This window comes from Bacteroides sp. 1001302B_160321_D4 (assembly GCF_015667765.1).
In the GTDB taxonomy this organism is placed as follows: domain Bacteria; phylum Bacteroidota; class Bacteroidia; order Bacteroidales; family Bacteroidaceae; genus Bacteroides; species Bacteroides xylanisolvens.
This window is the reverse complement of sequence record NZ_JADPLO010000005.1, coordinates 148491-164337: the sequence shown is the minus strand read 5'-3', so window position 1 is coordinate 164337 and position 15847 is coordinate 148491. Positions and strand designations below refer to the sequence as shown.

At 42.4% G+C, this 15847-nt stretch carries 12 protein-coding genes; 5 read left to right on the top strand and 7 right to left on the bottom strand.

Translation table 11 applies throughout. The features are described 5' to 3' along the window. Nucleotides 1-1493: ATP-binding protein (locus KFO40_RS03675; RefSeq protein WP_211146077.1), on the top strand; the 1493-nt coding region annotated here is incomplete at its 5' end. 43 nt (nt 1494-1536) lie between these two features. Here the strand turns inward: KFO40_RS03675 and bioD are convergent. From bioD to KFO40_RS03645, 6 genes are all read right to left on the bottom strand, one after another. After that, the gene (bioD, locus tag KFO40_RS03670) at nt 1537-2184 is read right to left on the bottom strand and encodes a dethiobiotin synthase (protein ID WP_004316902.1); all 648 of its coding nucleotides are present in this window, start codon (nt 2182-2184) and stop codon (nt 1537-1539) included. After that, entirely contained in the window at nt 2181-2948 is a 768-nt protein-coding gene (gene bioC, locus KFO40_RS03665; protein WP_087318331.1) for a malonyl-ACP O-methyltransferase BioC, read from the bottom strand. Before bioC ends, bioD begins: the two co-directional genes overlap by 4 nt. A gap of 10 nt (nt 2949-2958) precedes the next feature. Continuing rightward, nucleotides 2959-3618, bottom strand: coding sequence for a DUF452 family protein (locus tag KFO40_RS03660; protein ID WP_004316904.1), 660 nt, complete (start codon nt 3616-3618; stop codon nt 2959-2961). Further along, nucleotides 3615-4769 carry an 8-amino-7-oxononanoate synthase gene (locus KFO40_RS03655; protein ID WP_117684171.1) on the bottom strand — a complete coding sequence of 385 codons (1155 nt, stop codon included), beginning with the start codon at nt 4767-4769 and terminating at the stop codon, nt 3615-3617. Before KFO40_RS03655 ends, KFO40_RS03660 begins: the two co-directional genes overlap by 4 nt. A gap of 221 nt (nt 4770-4990) precedes the next feature. After that, the gene (gene bioA, locus KFO40_RS03650; protein WP_211146076.1) at nt 4991-7405 is read right to left on the bottom strand and encodes an adenosylmethionine--8-amino-7-oxononanoate transaminase; all 2415 of its coding nucleotides are present in this window, start codon (nt 7403-7405) and stop codon (nt 4991-4993) included. A gap of 91 nt (nt 7406-7496) precedes the next feature. Next, nucleotides 7497-8606, bottom strand: coding sequence for a DUF4421 domain-containing protein (locus KFO40_RS03645; RefSeq protein ID WP_049702473.1), 1110 nt, complete (start codon nt 8604-8606; stop codon nt 7497-7499). Between the two features lie 157 nt (nt 8607-8763). Between KFO40_RS03645 and KFO40_RS03640 the strand changes: the two genes are divergently transcribed. Together KFO40_RS03640 and KFO40_RS03635 are read left to right on the top strand one after the other, a co-directional pair. After that, nucleotides 8764-11892, top strand: a complete 3129-nt coding sequence (locus tag KFO40_RS03640) for a SusC/RagA family TonB-linked outer membrane protein (RefSeq protein WP_211146075.1) — start codon at nt 8764-8766, stop codon at nt 11890-11892. A gap of 14 nt (nt 11893-11906) precedes the next feature. Next, entirely contained in the window at nt 11907-13388 is a 1482-nt protein-coding gene (locus KFO40_RS03635; RefSeq protein ID WP_211146074.1) for a RagB/SusD family nutrient uptake outer membrane protein, read from the top strand. Nucleotides 13389-13520: 132 nt separating this feature from the next. Here KFO40_RS03635 and KFO40_RS03630 read toward each other — a convergent pair whose 3' ends face one another. Further along, nucleotides 13521-14726: an MFS transporter gene (locus KFO40_RS03630; protein WP_008025617.1), complete on the bottom strand. Its 1206-nt coding sequence runs from the start codon at nt 14724-14726 to the stop codon at nt 13521-13523. A gap of 161 nt (nt 14727-14887) precedes the next feature. Between KFO40_RS03630 and KFO40_RS03625 the strand changes: the two genes are divergently transcribed. Together KFO40_RS03625 and KFO40_RS03620 are read left to right on the top strand one after the other, a co-directional pair. Continuing rightward, entirely contained in the window at nt 14888-15133 is a 246-nt protein-coding gene (locus tag KFO40_RS03625) for a GlsB/YeaQ/YmgE family stress response membrane protein (RefSeq protein WP_004313353.1), read from the top strand. Nucleotides 15134-15177: 44 nt separating this feature from the next. Beyond that, complete coding sequence (locus KFO40_RS03620) at nt 15178-15465, top strand: YtxH domain-containing protein (protein WP_015532932.1); 288 nt, start codon at nt 15178-15180, stop codon at nt 15463-15465. Nucleotides 15466-15847: the final 382 nt, after the last annotated feature.

Sequence of the window (15847 nt, the reverse complement as noted above, 5' to 3'; positions counted from 1 at the left end):
ATATTGATAAAACGGCATTGATGTATCAAATGGTAAAGACCGGGCGTTATTACTTTTTGAGTCGTCCGCGCCGTTTCGGAAAGAGTCTGCTCATTTCTACTTTAGAGGCTTACTTTCAAGGAAAAAAAGAACTGTTTACCGGCTTGGCAGTAGAAAAGTTGGAAAAGGATTGGATTAAATATCCTATATTGCATCTCGACCTGAATATCGAGAAGTATGACACTCCGGAAAGTCTGGATAAGATATTGAATGATAATCTGGAATATTGGGAAAGCCAATACGGCACCCGTCCATCCGAGACATCTTTTTCCCTGCGTTTTGCAGGTATCATTCAGCGTGCTTGTGAGAAGACCGGACAACGTGTAGTTATTCTGGTAGATGAGTATGACAAACCTATGCTGCAAGCTATCGGTAATGAGGAACTGCAAAAGCAATTCCGAAATACTCTGAAGCCATTTTATGGCGCTTTGAAAACGAAGGACGGGTATATAAAGTTCGCTCTGCTCACCGGCGTGACAAAGTTTGGCAAAGTCAGTGTATTCAGTGATTTGAATAATCTGGATGATATTTCAATGTGGAATGAGTATGTCGAAATTTGTGGTGTCAGCGAGCGTGAAATCCATGAAAATCTGGAAGCGGAACTACATGAATTTGCAGCAGCACGTGGAATAACGTATGACAAACTCTGTGAAGATTTGAGAGAGTGTTATGACGGTTATCATTTTACGCACAATTCAATCGGCATGTACAACCCGTTCAGTCTGCTGAACGCTTTCAAGCGTAAGGAGTTTGGTAGTTATTGGTTTGAAACGGGTACGCCTACCTATTTGGTGAAATTGCTAAAAAAACATCATTATGACCTGGAGCGGATGGCACATGAAGAGACCGATGTCCAAGTGTTGAACAGTATAGATTCTGAATCCACCAATCCCATCCCGGTAATTTATCAGAGTGGATACCTAACCATTAAGGGGTATGATGAAGAATTTGGAATGTATCGCTTGGGTTTCCCCAATCGCGAAGTGGAAGAAGGTTTTATCCGCTTCCTGCTTCCTTTTTATGCGAACGTAAATAAGGTCGAGTCGCCTTTTGAGATTCAGAAGTTTGTTCGTGAAGTGCGTTCCGGTGATTATAACTCTTTCTTCCGCCGTCTGCAAAGTTTCTTTGCAGACACTACTTACGAAGTGATTCGGGACCAGGAGCTACATTACGAAAATGTTCTTTTTATCGTTTTTAAACTGCTAGGTTTCTACACCAAGGTAGAGTATCATACGAGTGAAGGGCGCATCGACCTTGTCTTGCAGACCGATAAATTTATTTATATCATGGAATTTAAGTTGAACGGTACGGCAGAAGATGCTTTACAGCAGATTAACGACAAGAATTATGCTCTTCCTTTCGAAATGGACGGACGTAAACTCTTTAAAATAGGAGTAAATTTCAGTGCGGAAACCCGTAATATTGAAAAGTGGATTGTAGAAACAAAAAACTAGCCCGGCAAATAGTGAGGCTAGTCTTTTGAAGTCATAAGTCTTTTTATTCTTTTATTTCCGGAACTAATATAAATTTCGTATCCGGGAAATACTTCTTCAGCCAGTTTTGAATGAAGTTCATCGTATCATTCTGAATCGTTTTATCTTTTACGGTAGGATACATATTATAAAGTACTGTATCCAGTACAATACCGTGTTTTTGTATGGCTTCAAGGCTAAGCAAAGTATGATTGATGCTTCCCAATTTACCGGAAGTAACAAAGATAAGCGGATAATTCTCTTGGGCAATGTAGTCTATTGTCAGAAGCTCTGTTGTTAGCGGAACCATTAAGCCACCTGCGCCTTCGAGCAGAACAAAATCATAGCGTTCGCTCAACTCTTCCGTAGCACGTTTGATTTTGCCGAAGTCAATGGGACGGTTATCCAGTTGGGAAGCTAGATGCGGAGAGGCGGGATAAGAGAAAATTTCCGGCATAGTCAGTCCTTTTTTGTCTTCTTCTGTAAAGGAGATTCCCATGATACGACGATGCAAATCAATATCCTCGGAGTGACCAATGTTTCCTGTTTGGATAAACTTTTGAGTGATGGTACGCTGTCCGTTCTTGTTCCATTCACGAGCTAGAAATCCGGTGGCGTAGCTCTTGCCGGCATCGGTGTCGATACCGCTTACGAAATATACATTCTGTTTCATACTTTTTTCTTTTTTGCGATGATATAAATAGGGTGATAGGTCAGGGACACTGAAGTGCCCTGGGTAAATTCTTGTGTGTAACGTTCACTGAATAACTGCAAGTCACGACGTGTCCGCAGTTGTTGGGAAGAGGTGCCGGATATTCCGGTTACTCCTGTCTGCTTCAAATGATAAAGTACTTTTAGTGGGTTATCAAACGAAAGAGAAATAAGTTCTTCTTCCGAATGGAGTATGTCAAAGTGGGATGACAAGGCTTTAACAAGCTCTTCCCGTGAACGATAAGGGAGCCCGTTTCCTGTTAACTCTCGTATCTCTTTCATATTCTCTTTACCGAAAGTGCTGAAAGCGAAATAGCCTTGATTATTAAGCAGGGTGTTGCACCTTTTGAAAAAGTTTTCAGGAGATTCGAACCATTGCAGAGCCGAGCAGGAAGTAATTAATGTACTTTCAGCGGGGAAAGGAACTGTTTCTGCATCTCCCGGAAGAAAGGAAACCTGTTCTTTTCTTAATATATCCTCGCAACAGTACTTCATTTCCGGGCAAAGGTCGTTTAGCAATAATTCTTTCGGCCGAAGGGCCTGAAGTAGCATACGGGAATAAATACCTGTACCGCATCCGAACTCAATCACTTTTGAACAGGGAAAAGAGATGTGTTCTGTAAGCAGGTGAATCATTTTATCTGCTATTTGCCGTTGTACGTTTGCTTCCTGGGGATAAGTAGCAATGGCTTTAGAGAAACGTTCGGCGATTAGTTGTTTATCCATAAATCGATCATTAGTTGATTTGCATGATTACATTATCAAAAAGGTCTTGTTGATAATGAGCGGCTTCTGTATATTCAAGGGAATCCACTTTGTTTCTCCATGCCAACCATTGGCTATCCGGCAGGAAGATACGGTCGCTCTTTCCTATGATGGCTCTTTGCCATGCAAAATCCGACGGTGGCAATGATAAGTATTGCTTTTGTATGGCAGCAAGCTCTTCTTTGAGCTCTTCAACGGGACGTTGGGGAGCTACTGTCTGAAAAGCCTTGTAATCGGCTGCTGAACCGCACATTCTTCTTTGAAACTTTTGCAGGGATTGTTCATTCAGTCCTTGCAGGGTTCCTTCAAAAATGGTAGGAGTAATCCCTTTCGTTTCATGTATAGGAGAAAGAGTCCCATTGATAGCGATACTTTGGGAAAGGGGCAGGGATGGATATTGTTTCATTATCTGTGAGGCTGCCCATACTCCCATTGACCAGGCAATGAGGGTGATTTCGGAATATTCTTGCAAAATGTCGGCATCGAACTCTAATGAACGATAATCATAGCAAATCATCCAGTCCTTATCGGTCGGGTGAATTTGCAGGAATGGAGTTTCATCCATTCCCCAGCCTGCGAAGAAAAGCAATAGATGCTTTTGATTATTCTTTATGATAAAATACTGTTTCATCCGTTTATCAGTTTGATGAGTTGGTCGATTTCATGTTCGGTGATGTCCGCTGTCAGTGAGAAGCGGATGCGTGAAGTCCCTTCGGGAACCGTAGGCGGACGTACCGGCAATGCGTAAAATCCTTTGCGTTGGAGTTCTTCTGCTTTCAATATGGTATCTTCACTTGCTCCGACAATCATAGGGACAATATGGCTTACCGAGGGGCAATTGTATCCTTTGGTTGTAAGGGCTTCCTTTAGCTTTTCACTGATTTGTAGCAGGTGAGTTCTCTTATGTTGTAAAGCTGGAAGACGTTCTAACACCCATGAAGTCCATTGAATATTAATGGGCGGAAGTGCAGTGGTGAATATAAACGTGCGCATTTTATTGATTAGATATTCCCGAATGAGTTGTCGACAGACAATATAAGCTCCTGCCGAGGCAATGGCTTTCCCGAATGTACCTACCAGAAAGTCTATATCGTTGATACATTCTTGTTCTTCAGCACATCCTAATCCTTTTTTCCCTCGTACACCAAAAGCATGAGCCTCATCTATATAAAGAAGAATATTGGAATAGCTCTTTTTGAGTTGAATGAGAGCGGGAAGATCAGCTTCATCGCCATCCATGCTGAAGATACTTTCGGTAACAATAATAATCTGCTCATAAGCGTTATGATTTTCAGCAATCAGTCGCTGCAACTGGGAAATATCATTGTGACGATACCGTATACATTTAGCTGATGATAATTTAATCCCGTCTATCAGGCTTGCATGCACCAGCTTGTCAGCAAGAATCAGGGTGTGAGTATTGCAAATGGCAGGAAGTATTCCTGTATTGGCATGATAACCACTATTGAATATGAGTGCACTTTCGGTTCCGAACATGGTGGCTAGCTGTTGCTCCAACTTCTGATAGTCACTAAAATTACCGGTCAATAACCGGGAAGAAGAGGAGGTGGGCAGGAAAGTTTCGGGAGTGAGCGTCCTTAAGAATTCTTCCCTCAATGAAATGTCATTAGCCAGTCCGAGATAATCATTAGAAGATAGGTTCAACATTCGTTGTCCGTTCAGCAGAACATCTCGCCCTTTGTGGATTAGCGGTGGGAGAGAACGGTAATTCTTTTTCTCTTTCAAGGTCTGGAGTTCCTGGTTTATATACTCTAATGTCATGAATTGTTATTTTAAGTAATCAGTATTCGATAGATGAATGATTGAAAGTGTAATCTGTTGTTTATAAGATGTTTATCGTCAGAAGGACTATCCCGGAAGTTTCTCACCGACCAAGGCATCCTTCCTCGGTGAGGAAAGGTCCGTTCCTCACCGAGGAACACCCTTTTGCTCACCGAGGAACAGATCTTTGGGTGAAAATCCGGTAATATTCTTTTTATCTGTCATCTTTTTTGAATAACTTTAAGTAACCCGGAAGTCAGTTTGCTTAATTGTTCCGAAGTAATGATGAAAGGCGGCATCAGATATACCAGTTTGCCAAAGGGACGTACCCAGATTCTTTCTTCCACAAATCGTCGTTGCATATAGGCCATATTTACCGGACGCTTCATCTCAATGACTCCGATAGCTCCGAGTATTCGTACATCAGCTACTTCCGGAAATTCCCGTGCAGGTGCCAGTTCTTCTTTCAGTTGAGTTTCAATTCGCTTCACATTCTCTTGCCAACCGGATTCGAGTAATAGGCGAACGGAAGCGCAAGCCACTGCACACGCAAGTGGATTACCCATAAATGTAGGCCCGTGCATAAAAGCTCCCGGTACATGGTTGGAGATGGTATCTGCTATCCGGTTACTGGCTAATACAGCAGAAAGTGTCATATATCCTCCGGTCAGTGCTTTGCCGATGCACATGATATCCGGTTCTACTCTGGCGTGTTCCCACGCAAAAAGTTTGCCGGTACGTCCGAATCCCGTTGCTATTTCGTCGAAGATTAGAAGAATATTGTGCTTCCGGCAAAGCTTTTCTGCTTCACGCAGATACTGCGGATGATAAAACCACATGCCACCTGCTCCCTGTACCACCGGTTCCAGGATAAGCGCTGCCAACTCTTTTGAATGTTTTTCAATCATCTCTTGCAGAGGTAGTATATCTTCCGGATTCCATTCTCCGTCGAACCGGGAAGTGGGGGACGGGACAAAATAACGTACAGGCAATGCTGAACCGAAAAGACTGTGCATACCCGTCACCGGATCACATACAGACATGGCATTCCACGTATCACCGTGATAGCCGGAACGGATAGTCACGAAATTATTCTTTTCCGGTTTTCCTGCTGCATACCAATATTGTACAGCCATTTTCAGTGCCACTTCTACGGCTACCGAACCGGAGTCTGCATAGAATATTTTCTGCATGGAAGAAGGAACCAAAGGCAATAATAGTTTCCCCAATTCAATGGCCGGATCATGCGTCAGTCCTCCGAACATGACATGAGACATTTTATCTAATTGTTCTTTTGCCGCCTGATTCAATACCGGATGATTATATCCATGCACTGCACACCACCAAGAAGACATTCCGTCAATGAGCGTTTGTCCGTCTTCGAGGGTAATGGTGGCTCCCTCTGCCCGTTTCACTTTGTAGACAGGAAGCGGATCGGTAGTCGAAGTGTACGGATGCCAGATATGTTCGCGGTCAAACTGGGAACCGGCGAAATGATAACCTTCTTCCTGAATCATCTTTTTGTCTTCCGATACTTTGGAACCGAGAGTTGTCAGCAGGTCGCCTACGATAGCCGAGTTAATACCGATATATAATGCTTTGTGCATCGCCTCGGAAGAAAGTTGTGAACGTCCTCCGGCAAATCTTAGAAAAGCTGTCGGATTAATAAAACGAAAGATAGCGATGGTTTTAAGTATTTCTTCTTCGCTTAAAGGCTGCTCGTTTTCCAGTGGAGTTCCCGGAATCGGACTAAGCAGGTTGATAGGTATGGACTGAACATTCAGTTCTTTTAGAGTGAAAGCAAATTCAATCCGTTGCTCCATCGTTTCTCCCATACCGATGATACCTCCGCAGCAGATATCCATGCCTACACGACGGGCTGCATCAAGAGTAGCTCGTTTTTGTTCTTGTGTATGCGTAGAGCAGAGTTTGGAAAAATAAGACGGAGCCGTTTCCAGGTTACAGTGATAACGGGTGATTCCGGCTTCGTATAGGGAACGTAGCTCTTCTTCGTTAAGTAACCCCAGAGAAGCGCAGAGCTGAATGGACGAGTGACGTCGCATTTGGCGAACGGTATCGCAAAGTTGGGTGATCTGTTTGGGAGATGGTTTTCGTCCGCTGGTAACGAGAGAGAAACGGTTGACGTCCTGGGCTTCATTGTATTTCGCCTGTCGGAGACATTCTTCAGCGGGAAGGAGATTGTAAATCTCGGCTTTAGTCTTGTAGTGAGAGGATTGTGCACACCATTTGCAGTTTTCCGGGCATCGGCCGGACTTGGCGTTGATGATGGAACACATGTCGAATTCGTGCGAAGCACGTGCGACGGTAATCTCATGCGCGGCGGCATACAGCGCCTCGCTGTCAGCCATGTTGGCTAGCCAAGCGGCTTGGTCGGGCGAAATATCAATGCCTGCCAACACTTGGTCTTTTATTTCCTGAAGTGTCATAAATGTATGATAAGGGATAGTAATTTTTGCATTCTGCTTACGAAGGGCAACGTCGACAACATTGATGTGCAGATGACCGATTTGGAATTCACGTCCCATACTCGCAAAAGCGGCATAGTTCTTTCTGCCCCAATAACGGAAGCGGGAAAGAAGGGTACGTGTGGTCTGTATGTGGCGTTGTTGCTTCATTGATTTTTTACTTTTGTTCGTTAGAACGTGGCAAATGTACAAAGATTCTTTGGATAAGCAAGCAAGTTTACGATTTCTGATATCCGTACTTTTATTTCTTTTTCCTGTATTCTTTGCGTAAGTTGAAATTGAATCCGGCATATATCTGAAGAGTGCCGAAACCATTGTCTACAGAGAAATTATTCCGGTGGTAATTATAGTTTTTCCCAACGAAAGAAGTACCTACAAAGTATTTTCCGTTATTATAAACAACCCCTGCACGGAGTAGAAAATCCAGATTAAATTTGCCGTACCATGCTTTTCCTTCGTGAGTTTCCGCATCTACATCAGAGGCTTTATAGGCAATGGCAGGGGTGAGAGACAAACATGCCAGGCAGTTGCGGGCAAAGACCCAGTTGTAGGCATATCCGAAACTGATATTGGCATTGGTATATTTTATATCCTTGACTTTCATACCGGGATTCATTGTCTGCTGTAGAAAAACAGGAAGTTCTGTGTAGTCGAAGTCGAGATGATGCTTTGAAATAGAAAAACCGGCAATAAATGTTCCCGCGTTGCGTCGTTGGTTGGTGGACTGGCTGAAGGCGGCCGGATAAGAGAATTTTCTGTTATTGAAGATATAATATAAGTTCAGTCCTTTTATATCCACTTTTATTCCACTGAAATCCTCGGAATAGTTGGAGGGAATATCTTCAGAAAATCCTCTGATCTTATGTATCTTGTAATTGTTTCCGGTACGGCGGTAGAATATATCTACACCAAGTTTGGAACTATATAAGCTAAGGTCAAACTCTGTACCTCTATTCTTCCGGTTGGTTTTCCGATAGATATCATCCACATCTACGGACCATCCCAGGAAAATCCATCGCCAGCCGAAATACAATCCTATTTTATTATGCGGGTTAGGAGAGAAACTAAGTTTTTGTGGTTGAGGCTGTTCGCTGGTGACAGAGTAATATTCGAAGTTGCTGAAATGAGTAGCCATCAACGCATAATTATAACGGTTCGGGCTGATATAGAGCGTATCGAAATCACTGAAATTCATAAATTTCTTGATTGCTCTTTTGAAAGGACTGGGCTGGGTGACCGTTGTGGAATCTATTCTTGTACTATCATTTGTAGAAAGGGCTTTCTTTTCACTTTGCGCCTGTAAGGACAGTGAAAATAACAGAAAAAGATATAGAATAACCCGTTTCCCCATGTGGTTCTTTGTTGTTTTAGCTATTTTTCGTTTCACGAATGTACTACCTTTCGTTGATTTATGCTAGCAATCTTCTAAAAAATGTTTCGTTTCCTAAACAAAAAAGTTCAATATACTGTTAGTTACAACAAGCAAATAAATCTTAAGCCACAAAATTATGAGAATCTATTTACGTTTATTAGTCGTGTCTCTTCTGCTTTTTGCAGGAAATATAGTATATGCGGAAGCACAGCAGGAGAAACGCGTGACGGGTACGGTGACTTCTGAAGGGGAGCCCTTGCCTGGTGTCTCTGTACAATTGAAAGGAGCATCCTCCGGCACCATCACCGATATTGATGGAAATTATTCAATTGAAGTTCCTGCTACCGGCACTTTAGTGTTCCGTTTTGTAGGAATGAGATCGGTAGAACAACCGGTGAATAACCGAAGTGTGATTAATGTCACGTTGGAATCGGAAAGTAAAGAACTGGAAGAAGTAATGGTAGTAGCTTATGCTACCGCTAAGAAGTATAGTTTTACCGGAGCAGCTTCGACGATGAAAGCGGGTGAGATTGAAAAGCTACAGACTTCGAGTGTATCGCGCGTATTAGAAGGGACGGTGTCCGGAGTACAGGCTAGTGCGGCAAGCGGGCAGCCGGGTACGGATGCGGAAATCCGTATTCGTGGTATCGGATCTATCAATGCATCCAGCGCTCCGCTTTATGTGGTGGATGGTGTTCCGTTCGATGGTAGTGTGAACTCTATCAATCCTGATGATATATCTTCGATGACAGTATTGAAAGATGCGGCTTCTGCTGCTTTATACGGTTCACGTGGCGCAAATGGGGTGATTATTATCACAACCAAGCAAGGAGATCAAAATACCAAAGCGACCGTAAAGGTAAAAGCCTCTTTAGGAGGTTCCAATCGTGCCGTGCGTGATTATGATCGTGTCAGTACCGATCAATACTTTGAATTGTATTGGGAAGCACTTCGCAATCAGTACGCCAAGAGCGCGGATTATACTCCGGCAACTGCTGCGGCACAAGCATCCAAAGACCTGGTTACGAAATTGATGGGAGGTGGACCGAATCCATACGGTCCCCAATATGTGCAACCGGTCGGTACAGATGGAAAATTGGTGGCAGGTGCCCGTCCATTATGGAATTCAGACTGGAGTGATGCCATGGAACAACAGGCACTTCGCACAGAGTTGAATCTAAGTGTTTCCGGAGGCGGAAAAGCAAATCAGTATTTCTTTTCAGCCGGCTACCTGAATGATAAAGGTATTGCGCTTGAATCCGGTTATCAGCGTTTCAATCTTCGTTCCAATATCACCAGCGAAATGACTTCCTGGTTGAAGGGAGGAGTCAATTTGAGTTTTGCACATTCTATGCAGAACTATCCGGTTTCTTCCGACTCCAAAACCAGTAATGTGATTACCGCAGGACGTACCATGCCGGGATTTTATCCGATTTATGAAATGAATACCGACGGTAGTTACAAATTGGATGAGAATGGAGACCGCATTTATGACTTCGGCTCTTATCGTCCTTCCGGTTCGATGGCAAACTGGAATCTGCCGGCTACTTTGCCTTTGGATAAATCAGAACGAATGAAAGATGAAGTTTCCGGTCGTACTTTCCTGGAAGCTACGATTATTGAGGGATTGAAATTCAAGACAAGTTTCAATTTTGACTTGATTAATTATAATACGTTGGATTATACGAACCCTAAATTAGGTCCGGCTAAAGAAAACGGTGGCGGTGTCAGCCGAATGAATACCCGTACTTTCTCTTGGACATGGAATAATATTGCTACGTATGACAAGACAATCGGTGAACATCATTTTAATGTCCTTGCCGGTGTGGAAGCCTATTCTTACCGTTATGATGAACTGACAGCATCACGTTCCAAAATGGCGCAGCCTGATATGCCGGAGTTGGTAGTCGGTTCACAGTTGACCGGAGGTTCGGGATATCGCATTGATTATGCGTTGGTGGGTTATCTGACTCAAGCATTATACGATTATCAAAATAAATATTTCTTCTCGGCATCCTATCGTCGCGACGGTTCTTCACGTTTTGCGCCGGAGACCCGCTGGGGAAATTTCTGGTCGTTGGGTACTTCCTGGCGTATCGACCGGGAAGAGTTTATGGCAAGTACTTCCGACTGGTTGTCTGCCTTGACTCTGAAAATGAGCTATGGTGCGCAGGGAAATGACAACTTGGGTACTTATTATGCAAGTAAAGGACTTTATACTATTGTTTCCAATTTGGGAGAAAATGCGTTAGTGTCCGATCGTATGGCGACTCCGAATCTGAAATGGGAAACAAATCTCAACTTTAATGTAGGTATCGACTTCTCTCTGTTCAATAACCGTTTTTCCGGTTCGTTTGATTTCTTTACACGTCGTTCGAAAGACCTGCTTTATTCACGTCCGATAGCTCCTTCCCTGGGATACGGTTCTATTGATGAAAATGTAGGAGCCTTGAAGAATACAGGTATAGAAATGGTACTTAACGGAACGATTATCAATCAGAATGGTTGGGTATGGAAACTGGGTATGAACTTGACGCATTATAAGAACAAGGTGACAGACCTCCCATTGAAAGATATGCCGCGAAGTGGTGTGAACAAGTTGCAGGTAGGTCGTTCGGTGTATGATTTCTATATGATAGAGTGGGCGGGAGTAGACCCGGAAAATGGAGATCCGCTGTGGTATAAGGATGAGGTGGATGCAAATAAGAATCCGACCGGAAAACGTGTCACAACAAATGATTATGGTTCGGCTGACTATTATTATGTCAACAAATCGTCTCTTCCGAAAGTATATGGCGGATTCAATACGTCTCTTTCCTGGAAAGGATTCGATCTTTCTGCCATCTTTGCTTATAGTATCGGTGGATATATCTACAATCGTGATGTCACAATGATTCTGCACAATGGAAGTTTGGAAGGTCGCGACTGGTCGACGGAGATTCTAAGAAGATGGACTCCCGACAATCGCTATACCGATGTCCCTGCTTTGAGTACTACCTCTAATAACTGGAACTCGGCTTCCACTCGCTTCTTGCAGAATAATTCGTATATGCGATTGAAAAACCTGACACTTTCCTATAACTTACCCAAACAATGGATTAGTAAGTTGTCATTGAGCAGTGTGCAGGTATATGTACAAGGAGATAATCTGTTTACCATTCACCGGAATCAGGGACTAGACCCTGAACAGGGAATTACCGGTATCACTTATTACCGTTATCCGGCTATGCGAACCATCTCCGGAGGTATCAATGTTTCTTTCTAAATTCAGACTAAATTATGAGAAAAATAAAAATTCAATCCATTCTTGCGGCAGTTGCCGGACTTTTCCTGGCAACGAGTTGCAGCAGCAGTTTTTTGGATACGGATCCCACAGATGCGGTAAGTTCGGATAAGGTATCTGTACCCGAAAATGCGGAGGCACTTGTGAATGGTGCCTGGTATAATCTGTTTGATTATTCAAGTACCTATGCCAATATCGGTTATCGGGCACTTCAGTGTCTGGATGATATGATGGCAAGTGATATTGTTTCCCGTCCGAAATATGGTTTTAACTCTTCGTATCAGTTCAATGATATAGCACAATCCTCAAATGGTAGAACAGAGTTTGCCTGGTATCTGATATATAAAACGATAGATAATTGTAACACTGCCATTTCTATCAAGGGGGATTCGGAAGAACTCCGTCAGGCACAGGGACAAGCATTGGCATTACGCGCCTTTTGTTATTTGCACTTGGTACAGCATTATCAATTCACCTACTTGAAAGATAAAGATGCTCCGTGTGTTCCTATATATACCGAACCTAGCAATAGTTCCACTGTACCGAAAGGAAAATCAACAGTGGCACAGGTTTATCAGCTTATTTTCGACGATCTCACTCTGGCGAAGGACTATTTGAAAAACTATGTCCGCAGCGGTGATAATCAAAAGTTCAAACCAAATGTAGCAGTAGTCAACGGTCTTTTGGCTCGCGCTTACTTGCTGACCGGACAATGGGAAGAAGCCGCAAAAGCTGCCGAAGCAGCACGTGCAGGATATACGTTGATGACAACTACAGCCGAGTACGAAGGTTTTAATAATATTTCCAATAAAGAATGGATATGGGGATTTCCTCAAATTCCTTCCCAATCGGATGCCAGCTATAATTTCTATTATTTGGATGCAACATACGTAGGAGCATATAGCAGCTTTATGGCTGATCCCCATCTGAAAGATACATTTACCGAAGGTGATATTCGTTTACCTTTGTTTCAGTGGATGCGTGAAGGGTATTTGGGATATAAGAAATTTCACATGCGTGCAGATGATACGGCTGATCTGGTCTTGATGCGTGCTGCTGAAATGTATTTGATAGAAGCGGAGGCGAAAGTTCGTGACGGCGTAGCGTTGGCACAGGCTGTAGCTCCATTGAATATATTGCGTAATGCCCGTGGAGTAGGGGATTATGAGGTGACAGGAAAATCACAGGAAGATGTAATCAATGAGATTCTGATGGAACGTCGTCGTGAACTTTGGGGAGAAGGATTTGGTATTACCGATATACTTCGTACACAAAAGGCAGTAGAACGTGCTGCTTTATCGGATGAGATGCAAAAGACAGAAGTCGATTGCTGGCAGGAGGGTGGTAGCTTTGAAAAACGAAATCCTCTGGGACATTGGTTCCTCAACTTCCCGAACGGGAAGCCGTTTACAGTAAATAGCACCTATTATTTATATGCTATTCCACAGAAAGAAATTAACGCTAACCCTAACCTATAAATAGCTCTCTTAATTTTTTGACTTTGACCTTAACTTGTAGACCGGTATACGTCGTGACGATGCATACCGGTCGTTTTCTTTGGAAAAGAGGGAGCGCAAAATGTGACACACCCCATTTTATTTAATCTAATCTTATTCTATTTTTTTCTTCTTCAAATTCGGTAAAAAGAATGTAACCAATCCTAGTAGCGGCATATAAGCACAGATATTATATACATATTCAATACTCGTTTTATCCGCTAAATTACCGAGTACGGCAGATGCTACACCAGCCACCCCGAATGCAAATCCAAAGAATAACCCTGATATTAATCCGAGTTTGGTAGGAAGCAATTCCTGTGCATAAAGCAATATGGCGGGAAAAGCGGAAGAAAGCATCAATCCCACACAGAAGCTAAGGATAATAGTCCACATCAAATTAGCATGTGGCATTAGTAAACTGAACGGGGCAGCTCCCAAAATAGAAGCCCAGATCACATACTTCCGACCGATACGGTCACCGACAGGTCCACCAATTAATGTTCCGATAGCAGTAGCAACAAGGAAGATAAATAAATATAGTTGCGATTCTTGCACGCTTACATTGAATTTATGGATCAAATAGAAGGTATAATAACTGGTAAGACTTGCCATATAAATGTACTTGGAGAAAATCAAGATCAGCAATATCGCGATTGAAAGGGCTGTCTTATCCATAGGCAAAGGAAGATGAACAGGTTTTCTGACACTGACGGTCTGTGCTTTCATCCGGTTTAGATATGATTTATACCATTTGCAAATTGGGTACATCACTCCGATAGCAGCTAAAGCCACAAATGCAAATACGATGAGATGTTGTCTGCCATAAGGAGCCACCAACAAAGCAACCAGTAAAGGACCTAATGAACCTCCGAAGTTACCACCTACCTGAAAGAGTGATTGTGCCAGTCCACGTTTCCCGCCGGAGGCAAGGAATGTGATACGGGAGGCTTCCGGATGCAGTACGGAAGAGCCAATTCCGATTAAGAATACGGAGGCTAATATCCAGTATAGATTATCAGAGAATGCTAAGTTTATCAAACCAATCAGTGTAAAGCTCATTCCGATAGGCAACGACCATGCAACGGGATATTTATCAAAAATGATTCCGGTAATCGGTTGAAAGACCGAAGCCGAAAGCTGATAAACCAGTGTGATAAGGCCGATTTGCGCAAAACTTAATCCTAAATCATCTTTGAATAGCGGATAAGCTGCTGAAACAACGGACTGTAAAAGATCATTGAGACAGTGTGAAAGACTTAATGCGATTAAGATGGAAAATGTAATTTTTCCTACGGGTTGTTCCTGATTTTGTACCATGATACCTATTGCTTTAGAAGTGTTCCTGAAAAATTGGCTGCAAAGGTACGCAAACTTTCCCGTTTCTCTAAGACTAAGGATTCTAAATTGTCGTTAATTCAGTTTTGACTAACCGAACTATTCTCCGTACCTGCTGTTGTTAAATAAAAAAGGAGGATTATATGGGCTTTATTTGGTATATCATTATTGGTATTGTGGCTGGATTCCTCGCAGGTAAAGTAATGCGCGGCGGAGGTTTTGGTCTTATTATAAATTTATTACTTGGTATTCTTGGAGGTGTACTGGGCGGTTGGGTATTTGCCCTTTTCGGACTGTCAGCTTCAGGATTGATCGGAAGTTTGATAACTTCCACTGTAGGGGCTATCCTTGTATTATGGATTGCTTCCTTATTCTCGAAATCTAAATAGATATTTATATAATTTATTTTTAATCCTAAAAACAGAACTTAATTATGGAATGTAGACATGGAAATTTCTGGATTGGACTCGGAATTGGGTCAATCCTCGGCGCAGTAGCTTATCGTCTTTCACGTACAGCAAAAGCAAAACAGTTGGAAAGCGAAATTTATAATGCTATCCATCGTATAGGTCGCGATGCTGAAATAGCAGCTGCTCATGCTGAAAGAAAAGCAATGGATCTTGGACTTAAAGCAGTAGAAACCGGTGCGGAAATTGCTGATAAAGTAGCGGCAGAAGCCGACAAAATGGCCGGAAAAGCAAAAGATAAGTGGGAAAAGTAAGAATCCCAAAACGGGTAATCGATTTAAATATAATTGGTTACCTGTTTTATTTTTTGTATATTTAATCTTTTATCCCTAGCTTTATTTAGTCATCGTATCAATGTGTGTGCGAACACATTTAGGCTAATCTTCTTTATTATTATCGTTTCCTTCAAGAATTGGGAGTTACTTTCTCTCTAACTTTTCATCTGAAAAGAGTCTTTTTCTCTATACTATCTTTACTTTTTCTTATGTTTAACAACATGTATATTTTCTGTTTGTTGGAGTTAATTATTTGATTATTAATTGTATATGTTTGTTTTGATATAATGTGTGTGCGCACACACTATTGCTTAATTCAATAATTCATTTTACTTTTGCCGATGAAAAACAAGATGCTTAT

Coding starts and splice junctions, on each gene's coding strand:
- bioD (WP_004316902.1), bottom strand. CDS start 2,184: ATGAAACAGAATGTATATTTCGTAAGCGGTATCGACACCGATGCCGGC.
- bioA (WP_211146076.1), bottom strand. CDS start 7,405: ATGAAGCAACAACGCCACATACAGACCACACGTACCCTTCTTTCCCGC.
- KFO40_RS03645 (WP_049702473.1), bottom strand. CDS start 8,606: ATGGGGAAACGGGTTATTCTATATCTTTTTCTGTTATTTTCACTGTCC.
- KFO40_RS03640 (WP_211146075.1), top strand. CDS start 8,764: ATGAGAATCTATTTACGTTTATTAGTCGTGTCTCTTCTGCTTTTTGCA.
- KFO40_RS03625 (WP_004313353.1), top strand. CDS start 14,888: ATGGGCTTTATTTGGTATATCATTATTGGTATTGTGGCTGGATTCCTC.
- bioC (WP_087318331.1), bottom strand. CDS start 2,948: ATGGATAAACAACTAATCGCCGAACGTTTCTCTAAAGCCATTGCTACT.
- KFO40_RS03655 (WP_117684171.1), bottom strand. CDS start 4,769: ATGACATTAGAGTATATAAACCAGGAACTCCAGACCTTGAAAGAGAAA.
- KFO40_RS03630 (WP_008025617.1), bottom strand. CDS start 14,726: ATGGTACAAAATCAGGAACAACCCGTAGGAAAAATTACATTTTCCATC.
- KFO40_RS03635 (WP_211146074.1), top strand. CDS start 11,907: ATGAGAAAAATAAAAATTCAATCCATTCTTGCGGCAGTTGCCGGACTT.
- KFO40_RS03620 (WP_015532932.1), top strand. CDS start 15,178: ATGGAATGTAGACATGGAAATTTCTGGATTGGACTCGGAATTGGGTCA.
- KFO40_RS03660 (WP_004316904.1), bottom strand. CDS start 3,618: ATGAAACAGTATTTTATCATAAAGAATAATCAAAAGCATCTATTGCTT.